This window comes from Pseudoalteromonas sp. NFXS53 (assembly GCF_056629255.1).
Genome location: NZ_JBWVBR010000010.1, coordinates 1 through 17,417 on the forward strand (window position 1 = coordinate 1; position 17,417 = coordinate 17,417).

The 17,417-nt window shown below is 45.0% G+C and carries 13 protein-coding genes and 1 other RNA gene; 12 read left to right on the forward strand and 2 right to left on the reverse strand.

Annotated elements, in window-relative coordinates; translation table 11 throughout:
• Positions 1-145: 145 nt before the first annotated feature.
• From dsbC to lysS, 4 genes are all read left to right on the forward strand, one after another.
• On the forward strand, positions 146-883 hold the full coding sequence (gene dsbC / locus AC1HJP_RS11895) for a bifunctional protein-disulfide isomerase/oxidoreductase DsbC (RefSeq protein ID WP_480362010.1): 738 nt from the start codon (positions 146-148) through the stop codon (positions 881-883).
• Positions 884-1,188: 305 nt separating this feature from the next.
• The gene (gene recJ, locus AC1HJP_RS11900) at positions 1,189-2,919 is read left to right on the forward strand and encodes a single-stranded-DNA-specific exonuclease RecJ (protein WP_480362011.1); all 1,731 of its coding nucleotides are present in this window, start codon (positions 1,189-1,191) and stop codon (positions 2,917-2,919) included.
• A 132-nt stretch (positions 2,920-3,051) separates the two neighbouring features.
• Positions 3,052-4,150 (forward strand): peptide chain release factor 2 gene (gene prfB / locus AC1HJP_RS11905; RefSeq protein WP_130256774.1). Its coding sequence is split into 2 segments (ribosomal slippage): positions 3,052-3,126 and positions 3,128-4,150, totalling 1,098 coding nucleotides; the frame shifts between segments, so codons are not numbered across the junction.
• A gap of 27 nt (positions 4,151-4,177) precedes the next feature.
• A complete protein-coding gene (gene lysS, locus AC1HJP_RS11910; RefSeq protein WP_480362012.1) occupies positions 4,178-5,719 on the forward strand; it encodes a lysine--tRNA ligase in 1,542 nt (513 codons plus the stop codon).
• 144 nt (positions 5,720-5,863) lie between these two features.
• Here the strand turns inward: lysS and ssrS are convergent.
• Positions 5,864-6,046, reverse strand: a non-coding RNA gene (gene ssrS / locus AC1HJP_RS11915) — 6S RNA.
• Between the two features lie 241 nt (positions 6,047-6,287).
• Here ssrS and AC1HJP_RS11920 point away from each other — a divergent pair.
• The 4 genes from AC1HJP_RS11920 to AC1HJP_RS11935 are packed head-to-tail and all read left to right on the forward strand — an operon-like array spanning position 6,288 to position 10,524.
• Positions 6,288-6,845: a UPF0149 family protein gene (locus AC1HJP_RS11920; RefSeq protein WP_138479913.1), complete on the forward strand. Its 558-nt coding sequence runs from the start codon at positions 6,288-6,290 to the stop codon at positions 6,843-6,845.
• The gene (pepP, locus tag AC1HJP_RS11925; RefSeq protein ID WP_480362013.1) at positions 6,845-8,155 is read left to right on the forward strand and encodes a Xaa-Pro aminopeptidase; all 1,311 of its coding nucleotides are present in this window, start codon (positions 6,845-6,847) and stop codon (positions 8,153-8,155) included. The genes AC1HJP_RS11920 and pepP overlap by 1 nt, the downstream gene beginning before the upstream one ends.
• A gap of 9 nt (positions 8,156-8,164) precedes the next feature.
• Positions 8,165-9,346, forward strand: coding sequence for a 2-octaprenyl-6-methoxyphenyl hydroxylase (gene ubiH / locus AC1HJP_RS11930; RefSeq protein ID WP_480362014.1), 1,182 nt, complete (start codon positions 8,165-8,167; stop codon positions 9,344-9,346).
• Positions 9,346-10,524 carry an FAD-dependent monooxygenase gene (locus tag AC1HJP_RS11935; RefSeq protein WP_480362015.1) on the forward strand — a complete coding sequence of 393 codons (1,179 nt, stop codon included), beginning with the start codon at positions 9,346-9,348 and terminating at the stop codon, positions 10,522-10,524. Before ubiH ends, AC1HJP_RS11935 begins: the two co-directional genes overlap by 1 nt.
• Positions 10,525-10,889: 365 nt before the next feature.
• On the opposite strand, the gene AC1HJP_RS11940 is transcribed toward AC1HJP_RS11935, so the two are convergent.
• Positions 10,890-11,735 carry a LysR family transcriptional regulator gene (locus tag AC1HJP_RS11940; protein WP_480362016.1) on the reverse strand — a complete coding sequence of 282 codons (846 nt, stop codon included), beginning with the start codon at positions 11,733-11,735 and terminating at the stop codon, positions 10,890-10,892.
• A gap of 128 nt (positions 11,736-11,863) precedes the next feature.
• Between AC1HJP_RS11940 and AC1HJP_RS11945 the strand changes: the two genes are divergently transcribed.
• The 4 genes from AC1HJP_RS11945 (at position 11,864) to gcvP (ending at position 17,193) form a co-directional block, all read left to right on the forward strand.
• Entirely contained in the window at positions 11,864-12,436 is a 573-nt protein-coding gene (locus AC1HJP_RS11945) for a hypothetical protein (RefSeq protein ID WP_480362017.1), read from the forward strand.
• A gap of 124 nt (positions 12,437-12,560) precedes the next feature.
• Positions 12,561-13,643 carry a glycine cleavage system aminomethyltransferase GcvT gene (gene gcvT / locus AC1HJP_RS11950; RefSeq protein WP_480362018.1) on the forward strand — a complete coding sequence of 361 codons (1,083 nt, stop codon included), beginning with the start codon at positions 12,561-12,563 and terminating at the stop codon, positions 13,641-13,643.
• A 56-nt stretch (positions 13,644-13,699) separates the two neighbouring features.
• Entirely contained in the window at positions 13,700-14,089 is a 390-nt protein-coding gene (gene gcvH, locus AC1HJP_RS11955) for a glycine cleavage system protein GcvH (RefSeq protein ID WP_480362019.1), read from the forward strand.
• Between the two features lie 212 nt (positions 14,090-14,301).
• A complete protein-coding gene (gcvP, locus tag AC1HJP_RS11960) occupies positions 14,302-17,193 on the forward strand; it encodes an aminomethyl-transferring glycine dehydrogenase (RefSeq protein WP_480362020.1) in 2,892 nt (963 codons plus the stop codon).
• Positions 17,194-17,417 lie beyond the last annotated feature (224 nt).

Below are 17,417 nucleotides of genomic sequence, written 5' to 3' on the forward strand. Positions count from 1 at the left end.
GCGACTTATCGACGACACAAATTTATACCCATGTAGCGAGCGAAAGGTTGAAATCGCTGCATCAAGAACATCATCCTCGTGCGTGATGGAATTTTTTTGAATTTATCCGGTCATACTGGGTAGCAACGAAATTTATGAGAACAGAATGAAAAAGTTAATTTTAGCTGCAGCAATGGCGTTATCTACAGGCGCAATGGCTGAGCAAGTGACTGCTCCTTTAGCTGACGCAGTAGAAACAACAGTAAGCCCAATTGAAACTCAGTTAAATAACTTAGGCTTAACAGTTAAAGCAATTCAAGACAGCCCAGTCGCTGGCTTAAGTACGGTTTTAACTGACAAAGGCGTATTTTACGTAAGCCCAGATGGTCGTTACCTGGTTCAAGGTACGATGATCGATGTTGAGAATCGTGAAAACTTAACTGAATCAGCTTTAAGTGGCGTACGCAAAGACGGCGTAACTGAGTACGAAGACTCAATGATCGTTTACAAAGCTGAAAACGAAAAGCATCAAATTACGGTATTCACCGACATTACGTGTGGTTACTGCCGTAAGTTACACCGTGAATTAGATGATTATCTAAATGCGGGTATCACGGTTAAGTACCTAGCATTCCCTCGTGGTGGCTTACGCGGTAAAGGTTACAAAGACTTAATGAATGTGTGGTGTGCTGAAGATGCTGCAAAAGCATTAACAGAGGCAAAAGCGGGTGAAGAAGTGGCAGAAGTTAAAAATTGTTCTGCACCTGTGGCTGAGCACTACCAGTTAGGTCAGAGCTTTGGCATTTCTGGTACGCCAGCAATCATTTTAGAAGATGGTTCGATTATTCCTGGTTACCAACCAGCAGCGGCATTGGCGCAAGCGCTAGACGGTAAGAAGTCATAAGCGATAAAATTCGCTATAATCACCGTATTCTTAAAAAGGCCTAAGGGCCTTTTTTTGTTGTCTGTTAAATTTCTGTTTAATACCAATCCTCTTAATTAAGTGATCTATTTTGAGGCAAGGAAAATTGTCGATAGCGAGGCGGAAATTTTGCTATTTAGTTGTTCTAAATAAGAAATTTTTAACGAAGCTAGCGTCAGTTTTAGTCCCTCAAAATGATTAAGTATTATTGAGGATTGGTATAATGTTGTAATACTCGCACTCTTAATTAACGTTTTTTGAGTGCAGGTATAAGGGTAAAAGAATAAATGCAAACCGTGATAGCAACACGTGAGCGCGTGGATGACAGTTATCTTCCTGCGCATCTTCATCCTGTAATTAAACAAATCTATGCAGCTCGCGGTGTAAGCGACCCTGTTGAGCTCGATAATCGTGCTAGCACCTTATTAAATTTCAACTTATTCAAAGATATGGATAAGGCCTGTGCTTTGTTAGTCGAAGCATTGCAAAAGCAAAGTAAAGTCTTAATCGTTGGTGACTTTGATGCTGATGGTGCAACCAGTACCTCGGTTCTGATGGAAGGGTTAGCATTATTTGGTTTCCAGCATGTCGATTATCTTGTGCCAGACCGCTTTAGTTTGGGTTATGGCTTAAGCCCTGCGCTGGCAGAGCAAATTGTTACCATCGCGCCAGATCTCGTGATCACCGTAGATAATGGTATTTCTTGTATCAGTGGTGTTGAGATTGTTAAAAATGCCGGTATTAAAGTACTTATTACAGATCATCACCTACAAGGTGAGCAACTGCCTAATGCCGATGCCATCGTCAACCCTAATCAGCATAGTTGTAACTTCCCTTCAAAAAGCATTGCGGGTGTGGGTGTGGCGTTTTACTTGCTGGTGGCGCTGCGTCACAGTCTTCGTGAGCTGCAATATTTTGTGACTCAACAACAGCCAGAGCCGAATTTAGCAGAGTTACTCGATATTGTTGCACTAGGCACCGTTGCTGACGTTGTGGCACTCGATGCCAATAACCGCACATTGGTTTATCAGGGCCTAGCACGGATTCGTAGTGGAAAAACGCGACCGGGGATCACCGCACTTATTGAAGTGGCAAAACGCAATGCTGCGCGTTTATCTGCCAGCGACTTTGGTTTTGCACTCGCGCCGCGCCTGAATGCTGCGGGTCGACTCGATGATATGAGTTTAGGTATCGCTTGTTTGTTATCGAAAGACATCAACCAAGCAAGACGCATTGCAGGCGAGCTTGATGCGCTTAACCATGAGCGCCGTGAGATTGAAGCGGGTATGCAGCAAGAAGCGCAAGCTGTGCTTGAGCGCTTGGTATCGGCACAACAAAGCGTGCCTGATGTTGTCTGTTTATATCAAGACGATTGGCACCAAGGGGTGATTGGTATTTTGGCGGGGCGCTTGAAAGAGCGTTATCACCGTCCGGCAATTATTTTTGCGCAAGGTGACGAGGGGGAAATAAAAGGCTCGTGTCGCTCTATCGAAGGCTTGCATATGCGCGACCTACTTGAGCAAATTAACACTCAGCACCCAGACCTAATTGCTAAGTTTGGTGGTCATGCCATGGCGGCAGGTTTAACCATTTTAGAGCGTGACTTTGAACGTTTTAAAACGGCGTTTACTAATGCTGCTAGTGCGATTTTGACCGAAGAGCATAAGCAAAGTGTGTTACTGACTGATGGCGAGTTGCCTGCGACCTGTTTCAATCTAGATTTTGCGCAACTACTTCAGCAAGCAGGGCCTTGGGGTCAGCAATTCCCTGAACCTGTATTTGAAGGCGTATTTGAACTCATTCAGCAGCGTATTGTCGGTGAAAAACACCTAAAATTGGTGCTAAAACACAGCTCAGGTCAGTTAGTTGATGCCATTGCTTTTAACATTGATGTAAAAGCTTGGCCAAATACAGCTGCACAATATGCCAAATTGGCGTATCAGCTCGATATAAATGAGTTTAGAGGCAAGTTCTCACTGCAATTATTAGTGCGAGAAATTCAAGCACAACCCGCATAAATCCATTTATAGGGCACAGATTGTCTGTTATCATGGCGCGTTTAAAAATCACGCGCCTTTCTTATGGGCTGGAAAAGCATTCAGCTATTTATTTTATTCGCGTGACACGTTAATTTTTTTGGAGTAGTGAGCATGTTTGAAGTGAATCCTGTGATTAACCAAATCAAGGAAATTCGCGAACGCACTGAGCTGCTTAGGGGGTATCTTTGACTACGCTCTAAAACAAGAGCGCTTAGAAGAAGTAAACGCAGAGTTAGAAGACCCAGCAGTATGGAACGAGCCTGAAAAAGCGCAAGCATTAGGCCGTGAAAAGTCGAATCTAGAAGCAATTGTTGAAACCATTGATAACCTTGTTGGTGGTGCAGATGATGCAGAAGGCCTAGTAGAGCTAGCCGTTGAAGCCGAAGACGAAGAAACCTTTGAAGAAGCACAAGCTGAAGTAGAAGGTCTAGTGGGTCAATTAGAAAAGCTAGAGTTCCGTCGTATGTTCTCTGGTGAACAAGATGCTAACGATGCCTACATTGACTTACAGTCAGGTTCGGGCGGTACTGAAGCGCAAGACTGGTGTAACATGCTGTTGCGTATGTACTTACGCTGGGCTGAAGCCAAAGGCTTTAAAGTTGAAATCGTTGAAGCGACCGATGGTGATGTTGCCGGTATTAAAGGCGCAACCGTGCGTGTATCTGGTGAATATGCTTACGGCTGGTTACGTACAGAAACAGGCGTACACCGCTTAGTGCGTAAGAGCCCATTCGATTCAACAGGTCGTCGTCATACTTCATTTGCGTCTGCGTTTATTTACCCAGAAATTGACGACAACATCGAAATTGATATTAACCCAGCTGATTTACGTATCGACGTATATCGTGCATCGGGTGCCGGTGGTCAGCACGTTAACCGTACAGAATCTGCGGTACGTATTACCCACTTACCAACGAATACCGTTGTGCAGTGTCAGAATGACCGCTCACAACATAAAAACAAAGCGCAAGCAATGAAGCAGTTAAAAGCGAAATTGTTTGAACTTGAAATGAAAAAACAAAACGCCGAAAAGCAATCTCAAGAAGATGCTAAATCAGATATCGGTTGGGGTAGTCAAATTCGTTCATACGTATTAGATGACTCACGTATCAAAGATTTACGTACTGGCGTTGAAAACCGTAATACCCAAGCAGTATTAGACGGTGATTTAGACAAATTTATCGAAGCCAGCCTGAAATCAGGCCTTTAATCAACAAGCTAAACTAAGAGCTAAAAAATGACAGATCAAATCCAAGACGAAAATAAACTCATTGCTGAGCGTCGTGCTAAATTGGATACAATTCGTGAGAATTGTGATGCCAATGGCCACCCGAACACCTTCCGCCGTGAAGACTATACGGCTGATCTACAGGCTAAGTTTGGTGATAAATCGAAGGAAGAGCTTGTTGAGTTAGACCATCAGGTATCGGTTGCAGGTCGTATTCTTGCTAAACGCGGTCCTTTCCTTGTGTTACAAGACATGAAAGGTCGCATTCAAGCATATGCATCAAAAGACGTGCAAAAAACGCTTAAAGAAAAATATGGTCAACTAGATATCGGTGACATCATCGGTGTGTCTGGTCCACTTCATAAGTCAGGTAAAGGCGACCTTTACGTAGACATGGTAGAGTACGAGCTACTGACTAAGTCACTTCGTCCGTTACCAGAGAAGTTCCACGGCCTAACAGACCAAGAAGCTAAGTACCGTCAGCGTTATGTTGACCTGATCACCAACATGGACACGCGTGAAACATTCCGCATTCGTTCAAAAGTGATCGAAGGCATTCGTCGTTTCTTAGCTGAGCGTGACTTCATGGAAGTTGAAACGCCAATGCTTCAGGTTATTCCTGGTGGCGCAACGGCGCGTCCATTCGTGACGCACCACAACGCACTAGATATCGACATGTACCTACGTATCGCGCCTGAGCTTTACCTTAAGCGTCTAGTAGTAGGTGGTTTTGACCGTGTATTCGAAATCAACCGTAACTTCCGTAACGAAGGTCTTTCAACGCGTCACAACCCAGAATTCACTATGATCGAATTCTACCAAGCGTATGCTGACTACAACGACCTAATGAATTTAACTGAAGACATGTTACGTACTGTTGCACAAGATGTTCTTGGTACAACAACCGTGATTAACACAGTTAAAAATGCTGAAGGCGAAGTGGTTGAGACGATTGAATATGACTTCGGTAAGCAGTTCGAGCGTCTATCTATGGCTGATGCCATCATCAAGTATGGTCCTGACGCTGAAGAAATCGCGCATATCTTCAAAGATCCTGAAAACCACTTCGACGAGCTAGTCGCTTACGCGAAGAAAGTACACGTTAAGATCCCAGAAAAATGTGTATGGGGTGCTGGTAAGTTCTTATGTGAAATCTTCGAAGAAACTGCTGAGCACAAGCTAATTCAACCGACTTTCATCACTGAGTACCCGTGGGAAGTATCGCCACTTGCACGTCGTAACGATGAAAACCCATTCATCACTGACCGTTTCGAGTTCTTCGTTGGTGGTCGTGAGCTTGCAAATGGTTTCTCTGAGCTTAACGATGCACAAGATCAAGCTGAGCGTTTTGCGCGTCAGGTTGAAGAAAAAGATGCCGGTGATGATGAAGCAATGCACTTCGATGCTGACTACATTCAAGCGCTTGAGTATGGTTTACCACCAACAGCGGGTGAAGGTATTGGTATTGACCGTCTAGTGATGCTTTTCACTGACTCACCAACAATCAAAGACGTTATCTTGTTCCCGCACATGCGTCCTCAAGCTGACTAATCTCGATTGAGTTAATAGATAAGAGCCTTGGCAAATGCCGGGGCTTTTTTTTGCCTAAAAAAGCTATATTTAACAATTCGATATTTAAAAATAGGGGTAAGAAATTTAGATGGATAAAGAAAAGAGATTCAGAAATAAAGGTAAGACTTCCCCGGCTTCGCGGATGCTGATGTCAGCCCTTGAACCCTAAGGTTCAAGGCGGAGTGTAACAGCTCACCGTAGGCTTCTCGGTACATGCCAAGCTTGCGCAATAGTAAGCAAACTACACCCCTAGATAAAGTTTATCGGCTCAGGGACTTAATCTGCTGTCCTACGAGCTAGGGAATTAAGTTCAGTATATAAGACTTGCAGCAGAGGTAAACCATAAATCAAAAAATATCAGTTCAACTGCTGGCAAATTAAACGCCATTGCCGACATAACCGACAACTGTTCATAATTGAAGCCCTTTAAAGACAATTGTTTGGAGTTGCTATACTGTGAGTGTTAGCATTGATAGCAATTAAATTAAGACATACTTTTTAAATGGAGTGTGTTCTTATAATGAAGATTCTTTGACGAGCATTAGCAATGACAGAAATGACCGATTACACACAAGCACAACTGCTGCTTGAAAAGCATGATATTTTCGTATCGCCTTCAGAAGCACACGGCACCATCAGTGGTTTGCTGGCTTGTGGCTTAAACATTGATGAAAAAGACTACTTAATCATGTTAAGTGACGTGTTTAACGACGGACAAAGTTTCTCCAACGAATTAAAAGGGCTATTTGGCCAAATGTTCACGCATGTTATGTCATGCTTCAACAGCGAAGAACCAAACTTTGAGCTGTATTTGCCAAATGAAGACGAAACCCTACTAGATAAAGCCAATGCGCTAGTGGCATGGGTGTCGGGCTTTTTATTGGGCTTTGGCTTAAAGCAAAAAGACTATGGCAAGCTGTCGGTTGATGTAAAAGAAGTGATCAACGATTTTAGTGAAATCACTAAACTCGACACTGATTTCGGTGAAGAAGAAGAAGACCAACAAGCTTTCCACGAGATAGTTGAATATATCCGTGTTTCAGCGCTGTTATGTTTTGCTGAAATGGGCAGAGAAACTGTTACTCCATCAAAGACGTTACACTAATGATCAGCATTCAAGAATTTGTTCAGCGCAGAAGCAAATTACTTGCGCAACTCGACAACCACAGCGTAGCGATTATTCCTGCTGCGGTTGAGATCACCCGCAGTCGCGATACCGAATTCCCGTTTCGCCAAGACAGTGACTTTTTCTACCTGACAGGCTTTAAAGAGCCAGATGCCGTTTTAGTCTTATCAAAAGACAAGCAAGGTGAAGGCAAAAGCACGTTATTCTGTCGTAACAAGGATAAAACTGCCGAGATTTGGCACGGCCGCCGAGTGGGCTATGAAAGCGCCAAATCTGATTATCAGTTTGATGAAACTTACCCGTTGAGTGAGTTAGACGATGAGCTACTGCAATTGGTAAATGGCAATCGCACTTTATTTTATACGCAAGGTACTTACAGTGCGTTTGATGACAAGGTATGGGCTTTATTAAATACCCTGCGCGGCGCACCAAAAAAAGGCTATCGCGCGCCGGAGATAATCAAAGATACACGACCGCTTATTCACGAAATGCGTTTGTTTAAATCAGACGCCGAAATTGCCGTGATGCGTAAAGCGGGTCAAATTAGCGCTGAAGGTCATGTGCGAGCAATGCAGTTTGCCAAGCCTGATGCCACAGAATATCAACTAGAAGCCGAGCTTCATCATCATTATGCAATGAATGGCGCACGCTACCCGGCGTATGGCACCATTGTCGGCTCAGGCAATAATGCCAATATTCTGCATTACACAGAAAACAGCGATACCTTAAAAGCTGGCGACTTAGTGTTGATTGACTCAGGGTGTGAGCTTGAAGGTTATGCCGCTGATATCACGCGAACTTTCCCTGTGTCTGGTAAATTCAGTGAGCCACAAAAGACCATTTATGAGCTGGTATTAAAAGCCCAAGCGGCGGCATTTGAGCATGTGAAGCCGGGCGGTACTTTGGTTGCTGCTAATAAAGCGGTGATGACAGTAATGACCCAAGGTTTGATCGAGCTCGGTATTTTATCTGGCGAGTTAGATACACTTGTTGAAAAACAAGCATGCAAAGCGTTCTATATGCATGGTTTAGGTCACTGGTTAGGCCTTGACGTGCACGATGTGGGCGAGTACAAGCTCGATGAAGCCGACCGTCCATTTGCACCGGGTATGGTGTTGACCATAGAGCCAGGTTTGTACTTCGATGAAGATGCGCAAGTGCCAGAGCAATATAAAGGCATCGGCATTCGTATTGAAGACGACCTATTGGTAACTGAAAATGGTCACGAAAATCTGACCCAAGACGTGCCGAAAACCGTAGCAGAAATAGAAGCGTTAATGCAGCAGTAGGAGAATGCGTTGCAGCACTTTGATGTTGTGATTGTAGGCGGCGGTATGGCAGGGGCCACCGCTGCTTTGGCAATCAAAAAGACCAGCCCAACTTTGCAAGTTGCCGTGATTGAGGCATTTGCACCAAAAAGCCAAACACATCCCAGTTTTGACGACCGCTCAATTGCCTTGGCTGATCAGTCTGTGCAGTATTTAAAGCAGTTTAACTTGTTTAATGCCGACTGGCCGTTTGCCGAAGCCATTAAGCAAGTGCACGTGTCTGATAGAGGTCACTTTGGTAAAACCTCACTGCACCATCAAGACTATAAAACGAATGCCCTTGGTTATGTGGTGGAAGTGAACCCATTTGGTGCTTATTTACACCAACAGCTAGCTAAAACTGACATTCAACTATACTGCCCAGCGACCATTAATGAATTAAAGCAAACCCAATCTAGTGTTGAGCTGACCTTAAACGACGAAACCCAGTTAAGTGGAAAGCTGTTGGTTGTTGCCGATGGCGCACAATCCCCCACGCGCAAACAGCTAAACATTGGTTTTGATAGTTTGGCTTATGAGCAAGGGGCACTAATCGCCAATATCGAAGTTGAAGGTGGTCATAGCGGTCAAGCGTTTGAACGTTTTACCGAGCATGGGCCAATGGCACTGCTGCCTATGACACAAAACCGCTACTCGCTGGTTTGGTGTATGCCTAACGCACACCTTGAGCATTATAAAACGCTTGAACCTGAAGTCTTTATTTCAGAGCTGCAAACTGCCTTTGGCTATCGCGCTGGGGTATTTAAACAGGTTGGTATGCGCGCACAATATCCGCTGGTACTAGGTCGAGTCGAGCAGCTCGTTCATCACCGTAGCGTATTAATAGGTAATGCAGCACACGCTATTCACCCAATAGCTGGGCAAGGTTTTAATTTGGGTTTAAGAGACATTCAAGCCTTGGTTGAGCTGATTGCATCAGAGCAACATGCTTTGGGTGAACATGCCTTCACACAAGCTTATAACCGTGCGCGCGCACAAGACATCAAAACGGTGATGACACTGACCGATGCGCTTGTTCGACTATTCTCAAATTCTTCTCGTTTAATGGCACTCGGTCGCAGTTGCGGTCTGCTTGCCATGTCACTGTCTGAAAATTTAAAAGCACCGTTAGCCAAACAACTAATGGGTCATGTTATTAAAGGAAAAAGCTGATGCAACAAGCGCAAGTATGTATTGTCGGTGGTGGCTGTGTAGGCCTTACTTTGGCGTTAGGTCTGGCGAAAAATAACATTAGCGTGCACGTGATTGATGCGGGCAGTGAACCTGCGCCACTTACTGAGCAATTTGCTAATCGTGTGAGTGCTATCAGTCTTGCCAGCCAAACGTTATTTACTGAGCTAGGTGCATGGGATGATATTTTAGCGCAGCGAACTTGTGCCTATACGCATATGGATGTCAGAGACAAAGATAGTTTTGGCAAAATCGCCTTTAACAGTACCGAGCTAGATTTACCTGAGCTTGGCCACATCATTGAAAATGATGCCATTCGTTATGCGCTGTTTCAGCAGTTAAAACAGTATTCATCTGCAACGCTTAGCTTTAATACCCGCTATCAAAGTATTCATCAAACCGACACTGACGTGTTAATCACCTTAGAGTCAGGTATGCCAGTTATGGCTAAGCTATTAGTTGCAGCAGATGGGGCAAATTCGGGCATTCGTACTCAGTTCAAGATGCCCATTACGTTTTGGGACTACGACCACCACGCCATCGTCGCAACGGTTAAGACGCAAGAGACACACAGCCACACTGCAAGACAAGTATTTTTACCAACCGGCCCTTTGGCGTTTTTACCGCTGAGTGATGAACGTAGTCAATCAATCGTGTGGTCAACCTCACCTGAACAAGCACAGCATTTGATGTCATTAGATAAGGCTGAGTTCAATAAAGCATTGAATGTTGCCATCGACGGACAGTGCGGTTTATGTGAAGTACAAGACGACCGCGCGGTATTCCCGCTGAAAATGCGTTACGCTCAACAGTGGGTAAACGGCAAGATTGCATTGATGGGTGATGCGGCACACACCATCCATCCGCTGGCAGGGTTAGGTATGAACCTAGGTCTTAAAGATGCAGCGCTTTTAATTAAACTACTCACCGACAGCAAGCAAGAATTTGCCAGTACCCGCGTGCTGCGTGAATACGAGCGTGCCCGTAAACTCGATGCGCAAAAGCACATAGCCATGATGCAAGGTTTAAAAGAGTTGTTTGAAGGTGATAACCCGCTGAAGAAACTGATCCGTGGTGTTGGTTTGAGTATGGTTGATAACCTAGGGCCGATTAAAACCCTGTTTGCCAAAGAGGCTGTTGGGAAAGGTAGTGCAAAATAGACCTACGAAGTAGGTTATTTTTGCGCAAGGTGAAGTGAGCCATTTTAGCCGCCGCAGAGTTGAACTCTAGCGAAGCAAAGTTACTTTTGCGCAAGGGCGACGGGTGACCGAAACGAAGTTTCGCAGCGCGAGGAGGTGAGGGTATGGATACCCGATGGGCGTAGCTACATGGATGTAAAACAACACCAATATGAATTTCAAAATTAATCTGCGCGGGGTAAACCCACGCCTACAAAGCAAGCCTTTACACCCTGTAGGCGCTGAATTTATGTCGCGCTTTTAGAATTATCTTGATAACTCGCAACTCGCAACTCGCAACTCGCAACTCGCAACTCGCAAACTATTGTACGCTTACCGCTTACCGCTTACCCCAATCTCAACTCAATAAACTCCGCCAGCTTATCAACGGCATGCACAGACTCGGGTGAATTTTTTACCAAGCAAATACCAATTTGGCCGAGTTCGGGTAGGTGAGGGGTATGTGATTGATAATTTAAGTCGCTTGGCACGGTGCTTTTAGCAAGCACGGTGACGCCTAGGTCTTCTTTAATCGCGGCGATAAGACCGGTTAAGTCGGCGTTGCTGTAGACAATACGGTATTTTAATCCGGCTTGCTGTAGGGCTTCGATGGCGCGGCGGCGGTAGATACAGCCCTCAGGTGCGGTGACCAAAGTCACTATATCGTTCTTTGCGAGGTTTAAATTACCAACCCACACCAGCTGGTCTTGCATAAAAACGGGGAACTGTTCTGAATTAAGCTCTTCATTCAATGCCAACACTAAATCGAATTGATCTTGGCGCGAAACAGACAACAGGTGTTTGCTCAAACGTGATTTCACTTCGAGGGCCACATCAGGGTAAAGAGAAACGAAGTCGCCAATAATAGACGGCAGAATACGGGCTGCAAATTCGCTCGGAATACCTAGGCGCACTTTACCGGTCACACTCTCGGAGGTGAACTGCTGTAAGATGGCGTCGTTTTGTTGTAGCATTTGTTTAGCCAGCGGCAGCAAAAGCTCGCCATATTGATTGATAACTTGCCTTTGGCCTTGTTTTTTAAACAGTCGACAGCCGAGCATTTCTTCGAGTCGTTTGATTTGTAATGACACCGCAGGTTGCGATAATCCCAGTAGTTCACCGGCCTTGGCAAAGCCACCTAATTCAACCACAGTAACAAATGTGCGTAAGCCGTCGTTCGATAAGTTCTTCATATTTAAAAAATCAATTTATAAAACCAAGTTACATAAGCATTATTTATCAATGTATAAATAAATACAATTTGTTGTTGCTCAAATGCACTCATATACTGCACAAATTAAAGTTTTATTAAGGTGTGGTTATGACATTTTCAGCCAGTATGTTTGCAAAACATCGTCAAGGCACAGCGCCTGCGCTAAACACATTAGCGTTAGAAAGCGCACAATTGGTCTTAGACTTCAGTGGCTTCGAAACCACACCATTTTTAAACCAAGTTTTAGGTATTAATCTAAATAAACTATTAGCACCGGGTTTAGGCATTAAAGGCCAACTGGCATCGGGTGCGGCATTTACGGTTTATTACTTCAGTGAAACGGCTTACCGCTTTGTGATTGAACAAAGCCACGCAGATGAGCTACAAAACTTGGTTGAAGCCCACCACAGTGATTACGACATTGAGCTGGTGGCGCGCAAAGATTTAAGCATGAGCACATTAAGCGGTGAGCAAGCGTTTGATACCATTATCAAACAGTTTGGTTTAACACCGGGTCTGCGTTTATCAGACGAGCAAGTGTGCTACGGCCGTCAAAGTGGTGAAGTGTTCGTCACTTCATTACTTGCAGACGACTTGCAGCAGTATCAGTTGATTGCCCAAACAGACACTCTTAATAAGTGGCATCAACAGTTGCAAGAACAAGGCTTTAGCCTAAACTAGATTTCAAATAAAATTTGCTAAGGCACTCAATACGGGTGCCTTAGCTGTTATTGCATTAACCCCGCCTCGAAGAGGCAATCTTGTAGCCATACACTACAAGGTCAGTAATTAGTGAAGGAATGATATGACTTCTAAAACTGTACTACACGCTAAGCACGTAGAAGCTGGCGCAAAAATGGTTGACTTCCACGGTTGGGAAATGCCAATCAACTATGGTTCACAAATCGAAGAGCACAACGCAGTACGTACTGATGCAGGTATGTTCGACGTATCTCACATGACGATTGTGGACGTTAAAGGCGCAGACGCAAAAGCATTCTTACGTAAGCTTGTAGCGAACGATGTAGCTAAGCTAGAAGTACCTGGTAAAGCACTTTACACAGGCATGTTAAATGAAGAAGGTGGCGTAATTGACGACCTTATCATCTACTTCTTCTCTGACACTGAATACCGCCTAGTTGTTAACTCAGCAACGCGTGAAAAAGATTTAGCGCACATTGCTAAAGTAGCGACTGATTTCGCAGTAGAAATCACTGAGCGCCCTGAATTTGCGATGATCGCAGTACAAGGTCCTAACGCAAAAGAAAAAACAGCTAAAGTACTTGATGACGCGCAAAACGCTGCAGTTGAAGGTATGAAACCATTCTTCGGTGTACAAGCGGGCAATCTATTCATTGCAACGACTGGTTACACAGGCGAAGCAGGCTACGAAATCGTTGTACACAACGATGATGCAGCTGACCTTTGGCAAAAATTATTAGACGCAGGCGTAGCGCCGGCTGGCCTTGGCGCACGTGATACGCTACGTTTAGAAGCGGGCATGAACCTATACGGTTCAGATATGGATGAAACTGTATCTCCACTTGCTGCAAACATGGCTTGGACGATTGCATGGGAACCTGAAGATCGTGACTTCATCGGTCGTGAAGCGGTTGCTAAGCAACGTGCTGAAAAGAGCACACATAAGCTAGTTGGTCTAGTACTTGAAAGCAAAGGTGTTCTACGTGGTGGCTCTAAAGTTGTCGTAGAAGGTGGCGAAGGTATCATTACTTCTGGTACATTCTCTCCGACATTAGGCTTTAGTGTTGCACTAGCGCGTGTTCCTCGCTCAACGGGCGAAACAGCGCAAGTAGAAATGCGTAAAAAGTTAGTTGACGTTAAAGTAGTGAAGCCTTGCTTCGTACGTAACGGCAAGTCAGTTATTTAATATTAATAAGGGCGAACCATCGCCCAGTTATTACACCGAACCAAAGGAACAAAAAGATGAGCAACATTCCTAGCGAGTTAAAATACGCGTCTTCACACGAGTGGGTTCGCGCTGAAGGCGACGGCGTTTACACTGTAGGTATCACAGAGCACGCACAAGAGCTTCTAGGCGACATGGTATTCGTTGAATTACCAGAAGTTGGTGACGAAGTTGACGCTGGCGAAGACTGTGCAGTAGCAGAGTCTGTAAAAGCAGCATCTGACATCTACGCACCTATCACTGGTGAAGTTGTAGCAATCAACGAAGACCTTGAAGATTCACCTGAAAACGTTAACAACGACGCATACGGTGACGGTTGGTTGTTCAAAGTCAAAGCGTCTGACGAGTCAGAGCTTGCGAACCTTCTTGACGCTGAAGGTTACGAAAACGTAATCGACGAAGACTAATTACTTCGTTGATCACAAAAGCCCCTTGTGGGGCTTTTGTTGTTTTAAACTTTTATAGTTTAATTTTAAAAAAGGTCCGTACTAAACCATACAGAGTACAGAACTTTTTTATCAACTTAGCGATAAGTTGATAAAGCTGAAGCCAGAGCAGTACCCGCAGCAGGAATCAGCACTAACCCCCTAAATTTTTTGGATCATAGGAATCTAGACTAATGTCAAACGCTAAATCTCTTGAGCAATTAGAGCAAAAGCAAGATTTTATCCGCCGCCATATTGGCCCTACACCGGCACAAGTGAGCGACATGCTATCGGCACTTAACGTATCGAGCGTTGAAGAGCTAATCACGCAAACAGTACCAGCTGGTATTCGTTTAGAGCAGGGTTTAGCAGTGGGTGAGAGCCGCACAGAAGTTGAAGCACTAAGCTACCTAAAGTCTGTTGCTAGCCAAAATAAAATCTTCAAATCTTACATCGGTCAGGGCTACCACCCAACACACGTACCGAATGTAATTTTACGTAACGTATTAGAAAATCCAGGTTGGTACACAGCATATACGCCATACCAGCCTGAGATCGCTCAAGGTCGTTTAGAGTCACTATTAAACTTCCAAACGTTGACGATTGACATCACAGGTCTAGACCTAGCATCTGCATCTCTACTAGATGAATCAACTGCAGCAGCAGAAGCAATGGCCCTTGCTAAGCGCGTATCTAAAGCGAAAAAAGCAAACATCTTCTTCATCGCTGACGACGTTCACACACAAACAATCGACGTTGTAACAACACGTGCAGAGCAGTTTGGTTTCGAAGTGCTAGTAGGTCCTGCGGCAGATGCAGCTAACCATGACATTTTCGGTGCTTTATTCCAGTACCCAACAACATCAGGTGAAGTGGTAAACATCACTGACCTAATCGCACAAGTACAAGATAAAAAAGCGATTGCCTGTGTTGCAGCTGACATCATGAGCTTAATGCTACTTAAAGCACCAGGTAAACTAGGCGCTGACGTAGTACTTGGTTCTGCACAGCGTTTTGGTGTACCTATGGGTTACGGTGGTCCACACGCGGCATTCTTCGCAACACGCGACAAGTACAAGCGTTCACTACCAGGTCGTATCATTGGTGTATCTAAAGACCGTTTAGGTAACGACGCACTTCGTATGGCGATGCAGACTCGTGAGCAGCACATCCGTCGTGAAAAAGCGAACTCAAACATCTGTACAGCGCAGGTACTACTTGCGAACATGGCTGCGTTCTACGCGGTTTACCACGGTCCACAAGGCCTTAAGACAATTGCACAGCGCATTAACCGTTTCGCAAGCATCTTAGCGACAGGTCTTAAAGCCAAAGGTGTAAGCCTTAAGCACGACACTTGGTTCGACACAATTACAGTTGTAGCTGACAACAAAGAAGAGATCGTTGCACGCGCAATCGCGGCAGAGACTAACTTTGCAACGAACCACGCGGGTGAGTTCTCAGTATCTGTGAACGAAACAACAACACGTGCTGACGTACTAGCACTATTCGACATCATCCTAGGTGAAGGCCACGGTCTTGACGTTGCAGCACTTGACGCACAAGTATCTGCAGACGACATCACAGGTATTCCTGCAAGCCTAGTTCGTGACGACGAAATCTTAACGCACCCTAACTTCAACTCGTACCACAGCGAGACTGAAATGCTGCGTTATATCAAGCGTCTTGAAAACAAAGATTTAGCGCTTAACCACTCAATGATCTCGCTAGGTTCATGTACCATGAAACTAAACGCTACAGCTGAGATGATCCCAGTAACTTGGCCTGAATTTGCAGAGCTTCACCCGTTCTGCCCACTAGACCAAGCGCAAGGTTACCAAACAATGATTGGTGAGCTTCACGACTGGTTAGTAGACATCACAGGTTACGACGCTGTATCTATGCAGCCTAACTCAGGTGCACAAGGTGAATACGCAGGTCTTATCGCGATTCGTAAATACCACGAGTCACGTGGCGAAGGTCACCGTAACGTCTGTTTGATCCCAAGCTCAGCGCACGGTACTAACCCTGCATCTGCGCAAATGGCAAGCATGAAAGTTGTGGTCGTTGCCTGTGATAACGACGGTAACATCGACATGGCTGACCTTAAAGCGAAAGCTGAAGAAGTGTCAGAGAACCTATCTTGTATCATGGTTACTTACCCATCTACACACGGTGTATACGAAGAGTCTATCCGTGAAGTATGTGAGATTGTTCACCAGCACGGCGGCCAAGTGTACATGGACGGCGCGAACATGAACGCGCAAGTAGGTGTAACTAGCCCAGGTTCAATCGGTTCAGACGTATCGCACTTAAACCTACACAAAACATTCTGTATCCCACACGGTGGCGGTGGCCCAGGTGTTGGTCCTATCGGTGTTAAATCGCACCTAGCGCCATTCATGCCTAACCACAGCGTTATCAACGTACCGGGTACAACTGAAGGCAACGGTGCAGTATCTGCAGCGCCTTACGGTTCAGCAGCTATCTTACCTATCTCTTGGGCATACATCACAATGATGGGCTCAGAAGGCCTTAAGCAAGCGACTGAAATGGCTATCGTGAATGCAAACTATCTAACTGAGAAGTTAAGCGAGCACTACCCAATTCTTTACCGTGGTCAAAACAACCGTGTTGCACACGAATGTATCGTTGACTTACGCCCTATTAAAGAAGAGACGGGGATTTCAGAAATGGATATTGCTAAGCGTCTTCAAGACTATGGCTTCCATTCACCAACTATGTCGTTCCCAGTAGCGGGTACTTTAATGATCGAGCCAACTGAGTCTGAGTCTAAGGTTGAAATTGACCGCTTCATCGAAGCAATGGTGTCGATTAAAGCTGAAGTTAACAAGATTGCTTCTGGCGAATGGTCTATTGAAAACAACCCACTCGTATTTGCACCGCACACGCAAGCTGATGTACTAAGTGGCGACTGGGACCGTGCATATGACCGTTTCTACGCTGCATTCCCAGTGAAATCTGTAGCGAAAGATAAGTTCTGGCCAACAGTTACACGTATCGACGACGTACTAGGTGACCGTAACCTTATCTGTTCTTGCCCTGCAGTTGAGACATATGCAGAGTAATTGAGCGTAGGTCGTGCTTTAGCGCGACAATGATTTTAAAAACCGCCTTAAGCAATTAAGGCGGTTTTTTTGTGGGCGTAGATCGTCATTTATGGTGGGATTCTAATACCTGTAGGTCGTGCTTTAGCGCGACAAGCTAACAACATTGTCGCCGTAAACGACGACCTACAAGCGAATAAAACACCTCGGTAGCAGCGATTTCATGCCGCAATTTGTTATCGCCT

Bases quoted from the DNA above. Each gene is read 5' to 3' on its own strand.
- AC1HJP_RS11935 (WP_480362015.1), top strand. From the start codon at position 9,346: ATGCAACAAGCGCAAGTATGTATTGTCGGTGGTGGCTGTGTAGGCCTT.
- pepP (WP_480362013.1), top strand. From the start codon at position 6,845: ATGATCAGCATTCAAGAATTTGTTCAGCGCAGAAGCAAATTACTTGCG.
- gcvT (WP_480362018.1), top strand. From the start codon at position 12,561: ATGACTTCTAAAACTGTACTACACGCTAAGCACGTAGAAGCTGGCGCA.
- AC1HJP_RS11940 (WP_480362016.1), bottom strand. From the start codon at position 11,735: ATGAAGAACTTATCGAACGACGGCTTACGCACATTTGTTACTGTGGTT.
- AC1HJP_RS11945 (WP_480362017.1), top strand. From the start codon at position 11,864: ATGACATTTTCAGCCAGTATGTTTGCAAAACATCGTCAAGGCACAGCG.
- recJ (WP_480362011.1), top strand. From the start codon at position 1,189: ATGCAAACCGTGATAGCAACACGTGAGCGCGTGGATGACAGTTATCTT.
- lysS (WP_480362012.1), top strand. From the start codon at position 4,178: ATGACAGATCAAATCCAAGACGAAAATAAACTCATTGCTGAGCGTCGT.
- AC1HJP_RS11920 (WP_138479913.1), top strand. From the start codon at position 6,288: ATGACAGAAATGACCGATTACACACAAGCACAACTGCTGCTTGAAAAG.
- dsbC (WP_480362010.1), top strand. From the start codon at position 146: ATGAAAAAGTTAATTTTAGCTGCAGCAATGGCGTTATCTACAGGCGCA.
- gcvH (WP_480362019.1), top strand. From the start codon at position 13,700: ATGAGCAACATTCCTAGCGAGTTAAAATACGCGTCTTCACACGAGTGG.
- gcvP (WP_480362020.1), top strand. From the start codon at position 14,302: ATGTCAAACGCTAAATCTCTTGAGCAATTAGAGCAAAAGCAAGATTTT.